This window comes from Nostoc sp. MG11, assembly GCF_014904695.1.
Taxonomy (GTDB): Bacteria; Cyanobacteriota; Cyanobacteriia; order Cyanobacteriales; family Nostocaceae; genus Komarekiella.
Genome location: NZ_JACXXN010000176.1, coordinates 1 through 1,273 on the forward strand (window position 1 = coordinate 1; position 1,273 = coordinate 1,273).

The following is a 1,273-nucleotide window of genomic DNA, read 5'->3' on the forward strand; positions in this document are numbered from 1 at the left end:
AGAACCAGTAAATAAAGACTCGCTTTGAGATAGCTAAAAAACTTAAACGCGGCATGGGTGCAATGTCGCTCACATTGTCATGGAAAAATTTAGGAGGGGAATATGACTACAGTATTAAAAGCAATCAACGGTGGCAGCAAACAGCGAAACGAGCGCAAACAAGCTTCAGAAGATAAATCGATTAGACCACATTGCAAAGTATCGATTGAGGATATTAACTGGGTTCGTCAGCAGCCTCCATCTGTGCAGCAGCTTTGGTTAGATAGTGTGGCGGCTGAACAATTCGGGGGTTCTGCCCATAAACTCGATACTAACCTCACCTACAAATCTTTGCAAAAAGCAGGTGCGGCGTTAACGGCTCAAGGATTGTTTCAGTTTGAGGAAGTGTTTGGTCGATTGCCCTCCGGTAGACCTGGACTGATTAGCTACCGTGTTCGTAACTTGCACGGTTATTACAATCGTTTTTACTGGGAATCGTCCACGTCTGCGGAAACCAATTCTTGTGACGAGAAAGCCGTCCACGCCGGGGAGAAAACAAATGCGCCCGGACGGAATGAAAAGCACCCGAAAGTGGAACAAATTCAGTCTGATTTGGAATCATTCCAAAAGAATGGTCAAAAAAGTGAGATATGCTGCGGGTTTCAAAATCCTAACAACGTTTTTAACTACCCGTTAACTACCTACCAACAACCAACTAAGGTTGTTGGTATGGTAGTTGGTTCTGACGCGCTAACCGAAAATCTGCGTGTTGAAGAAACGGCTCATGCGCCCTTGAGGGGCGCGTCGCCTTCACGTATCGAAAGCGCGTCAGAACTTGAAGAATTGCCTACGGCAATAAACTGCACGACGCTGGCGCTCGTTGATGCTGCACCAAGTCAATCTGCTCCGTTGTTAGCTGAAAAGCAGGACTGTGGTGTTGAGGCGAGGGACTTTCATGAAAGTACTTGTTCCGCCGCGCCCGTCGCTCAAAATGAATTTTCTCTAAATTCTGCGATCGCTAATCAAACACAGGAGGAAGTAGAACAAAATAATTCTGCTTCGTTGTCGGGGGAAAATCAAGTTTCTGGTTTTGAGCCGAGAAACTGTCATGAAGGCACTTGTTCCGCCGCGCCCGTGTCATTAAATCAAGGTGAGATATTTGAATGGTTGGATAGAGCAAACGTTGGAGAATGCCCCCCATTGTGGGTAATTCAATATTTGCTAGACAGCAAGTATTACGCCAGCATGAGGGCAACAATCAGCAAATTTGAGAAGCAGTGGAATCTATCTGTAG

The 1,273-nt window shown here is 46.0% G+C and carries 1 protein-coding gene; it reads left to right on the forward strand.

Features of this window, described 5'->3' with window-relative positions; genetic code table 11:
- Positions 1 to 102: 102 nt before the first annotated feature.
- A partial coding sequence (locus HCR01_RS37920) for a hypothetical protein (RefSeq protein WP_193201014.1) occupies positions 103 to 1,273 on the forward strand: 1,171 nt, incomplete at its 3' end.